Source organism: Nocardia jiangsuensis (assembly GCF_042650385.1).
In the GTDB taxonomy this organism is placed as follows: Bacteria; Actinomycetota; Actinomycetes; order Mycobacteriales; family Mycobacteriaceae; genus Nocardia; species Nocardia jiangsuensis.
In genome coordinates, this window is sequence record NZ_JBHSAX010000024.1 from 1 (window position 1) to 4,183 (window position 4,183).

A 4,183-nucleotide genomic window follows, 5' to 3' on the forward strand; every position below is an offset into this window, starting at 1 on the left:
GCCTCGAGGACGGTGCCCGGGTGGTGGCGCTGCGCAGCGCGGCACTGCGTTCGCTGAGTGGCAGCGGGACCATGCTGTCGGTCGCCGCCCCGATCGACGAGCGTCCCGGTGTCTCGATCGCCGCGGTGAACGGCCCGGATTCGGTGGTCCTGTCGGGCACGACCGAAGCCCTGCGGCAAGTGGTGGACGAGCTGGGCGAGGAGGTGCGCACCCGCTGGCTGCCGGTCGACTACGCCTCGCATTCCCCCGCGGTCGAGGTCCTGCGCGAGGAACTGGCCCAGCAGCTCGCCGGTGTCGCCCCGGCTCGATCCCGGGTGCCGCTGTACTCGACGGTCACCGCGGGCGTCATCGACACCGCGACGATGGACGCCGGGTACTGGTACGAGAACCTGCGCACGACAGTCGATTTCCACGGCGCGGTCACCGCCGCACACGCGGACGGCTTCACGAAACTCGTGGAGGTCTCTCCGCACCCGGTGCTGCCCGGCACGGTCACCGTGGGCACGCTGCGCCGCGACGAGCCCGAGCAGCGCCGGTTCCTGCTCGCAGCGGCGGAGCTCTTCGTCACCGGCACCCCGATCGACTGGAACTTCGGCGGACGGCGAGTCCCGCTGCCCACATACGCCTTCCAGCACCGGAACTATTGGGTCGAACCCGCCACGGAAACCGCCGACGCCGAGTTCTGGCACCGGGTCGACCGGGGCGACACCGCCGCACTCGCCACCTCCGCCACGCCCGAGTCCTGGGAGGCGGTGCTACCCGACCTGCTCGCCTGGCGCGACCGCAAGCAGACCCGCGGCCGCGTCACCTCCTGGCGCTACCACGTCACCTGGAGACCGCGTCCGGCCCGCCCCGCGACCGCGCCGACGGGAACCTGGCTCGTCGTGGCCGCCGACGGCGACCCGCAGGCCGATGCCCTCGCGACCGCACTCGAGAACGCGGGCGCCACCGCCAGGATCATCCGCCCCGACGGCGCGGACCCCGGCGAGCGCACCACCTGGACCCCGTCCCTCACCGGCCCATGCTCCGGCGTCGTCTCGCTGCTCGGCCTGGCGGAGCAGCCGCATCCGCGCTACCCGACGGTCCCCACCGGGCCGGCTGCCACCGTGAGCCTGCTGCAGGCGCTCGGCGCCGCCGGAATCGACGTTCCGCTGTGGTGCCTCACCCGGGGAGCCGTCGCCACCGGACCCGGGGATGAGCTGCGCAGCCCGACCCAGGCGCTGATCTGGGGAATCGGCCGCATCGCGGCACTCGAGCACCCCGAGCGCTGGGGTGGTCTGCTCGACCTGCCGCCCGACCTCGGCGCCACCGAGTGGGCGGCGGTCTGCTCCGCACTGGCGGCGGACGACGGCGAGGACCAGCTGGCGCTGCGCCCCTCCGGCGTCCACGTGCGCCGGCTGGCACCCGCACCGCCCGTGCGTACCCCGGCACCCGAGGACGATTGGGCCGGCGGCACGGTGCTCGTCACCGGTGGCACCGGGGCGCTCGGCGCGCACATCGCGCGCTGGGCCGCCGGGCGCGGTACCGCGCGGCTGCTGCTGCTCGGCCGTCGCGGGCAGGCGACGCCCGGGATCGACGCGCTGCTGGCCGAGCTGCGGGCCACCGGCTGCCCGGCCGACGTCGTGGCCTGCGATGTCGCCGACCGCGACGCGCTGGCCGGTGTCCTCGCCGGAATCCCCGCCGAATTCCCGCTCACGGCCGTGATCCACGCGGCGGGAGCGCTCGACGACGATCTGCTGGACGCGCTGCACCCCGCCCGCATGGCGACACCGCTCGGCGCGAAGATGGCAGGCGCGTGGAACCTGCACGAGCTGACCGCGGACCGGCCGCTCCGGAAGTTCGTCCTCTTCTCGTCCTTCGGCGGCGTCGTCGGCTCGCCGGGCCAGGGGAACTACGCCCCGGCCAATGCCTACCTCGACGCCCTCGCCCAGTATCGGCGCTCCCGCGGGCTACCCGCCACCGCGGTCGCCTGGGGTGCCTGGGCGGGTGACGGCATGGCGCGGCAGCCGACCGTCGACCGCTTCATCCGGCACGGCGTCCCGCCCATGGCGGTCCCGGACGCGCTGCTCGCCTGGGAGGCCGCGCTCGCCGCCGACGACCCCGCCGTGCTGATCGCGGATATCGACTGGCAGAAGTTCTGGATCGCGAACAACGCCGAACGGCGCAACCACCTCTACGACGACATCCCCGACCTCGGGGACCGGATCGCCGAGCTCGGCGCGCCGAGCTCCGGCGACGGCCGGGAACTGGCGCGGCAGCTCGCGGGCAGTTCGACGGCCGAGCGGTACGCCACCGTGCTCGAGCTGGTCCGGCGCACGGTCGCGACCGTGCTCGGCCACACCGGACCGGGGCGCGTCGACGCCGGCCGCGCCTTCCGCGACCTCGGCTTCGACTCGCTGACCGCCGTCGAACTCCGCAACCGGCTCGGTGCGGCGACGGCCGTGCGACTCCCGGCGACCCTGGTCTTCGACCACCCGACCGCCGACGCCGTCACCGCCCACATCCTCGGCGAACTCTTCGGCGCGGTGGCGCCGGACGAACGGATCACCCGCGCCGCCGAGCCGGGGGAGCCGCTGGCCGTCGTCGGAATGGCCTGCCGCTACCCCGGCGGAGTCGGCTCCCCGGACGAACTGTGGCGTCTGATCCTGGACGGCGGCGACGCCATCACCCCCTTCCCGGCCGATCGCGGCTGGGATCTCGACGCACTGTACGACCCGGATCCCGACAGTCGCGGCACCACCTACGCCCGCGCGGGCGGCTTCCTGCACGGGGCAGGCCGATTCGACGCCGCCTTCTTCGGCATCTCCCCGCGCGAGGCGCTCGCCATGGACCCGCAGCAGCGGCTGCTGCTGGAGACGGGCTGGGAGGCGCTGGAGCACGCCGGGATCGACCCGAGAACGTTGCGCGGCAGCGATACCGGCGTCTTCACCGGGATGAGCTACCACGACTACCTGTCCGGCATCGACACCCTGCCCGACGGCGTCGAAGGGTTCGTCGGCACCGGCAGCTCGGCGAGCGTGGTCTCGGGGCGGATCGCCTACCTGTTCGGGCTGGAAGGGCCCGCGGTGACGCTGGACACCGCCTGCTCGTCGTCGCTGGTGGCCATGCACCTGGCCGCGCAGGCGCTGCGCTCGGGGGAGTGCTCGATGGCGCTGGCCGGCGGCGTGACCGTGATGGCGACGCCGTCGGGGTTCGTCGAGTTCTCCCGCCAGCGCGGGCTCGCCGAGGACGGGCGCTGCAAGGCGTTCGGGGCGGCCGCCGACGGCTTCGGCCCCGCCGAGGGGGTCGGCGTCGTCGTGCTCGAGCGGCTGTCGGATGCGCGCGCCAACGGACACCGGGTGCTCGCGGTGCTGCGCGGCAGCGCGGTGAACCAGGACGGCGCCTCCAACGGCCTGACCGCGCCGAACGGGCCGTCCCAGCAGCGGGTGATCCGCCGGGCGCTGGACGCCGCCGGCTTGACCACGGCCGAGGTGGATGTGGTCGAGGCGCACGGCACCGGTACCGCGCTCGGTGATCCCATCGAGGCGCAGGCTCTGCTGGCGACCTACGGGCAGGAGCGGGCCGAGCCGCTGTGGGTGGGATCGGTCAAGTCCAATATCGGGCACACCCAGGCAGCCGCCGGTGTCGCGGGCGTCATCAAGATGGTGATGGCGTTGCGGGACGGGGTGCTGCCGGCGACGCTGCACGTGGACGAGCCGACGCCACACGTGGATTGGTCGTCGGGCGCGGTCTCGCTGCTGACCTCCGCGCGGGAGTGGCCGGTCAACGGCCACCCGCGGCGGGCCGCGGTCTCTTCGTTCGGGATCAGCGGCACCAACGCGCACGTGATCCTCGAGCAGGCGCCCGACGCTGCCGAGCCCGAGCCGGTCGAGGTCGACGGCCCGGTGGCCTGGGCGCTCTCCGCCCGCGGGCCGGAAGCGCTGGCCGCGCAGGGGCAGCGGCTGGCGCGGTGGGTGCGGGCGCATCCGGAGCTCGAACCGGTCGACATCGGGTGGTCGCTGGCCGGTACCCGCGCGGTGTTCGAGGACCGTGCGGTGGTGATCGGAAGCGATCGCGACGAACTTCTCGCTGCCCTGGACGTGGGCGTGGTTCCAGGTCGGCGCGCGGGCGGGCTCGGGATGATCTTCGGTGGGCAGGGTTCGCAGCGGCCGGGGATGGGCCGTGAACTCGCGCGGGCTTTTCC

General features: G+C 74.2%; 1 protein-coding gene. It reads left to right on the forward strand.

All coding sequences use genetic code 11. The features are described 5' to 3' along the window. Positions 1 to 4,183 (forward strand): beta-ketoacyl synthase N-terminal-like domain-containing protein (locus tag ACFO0B_RS28485; RefSeq protein WP_378616278.1); only part of this gene is annotated, 4,183 nt, incomplete at both ends.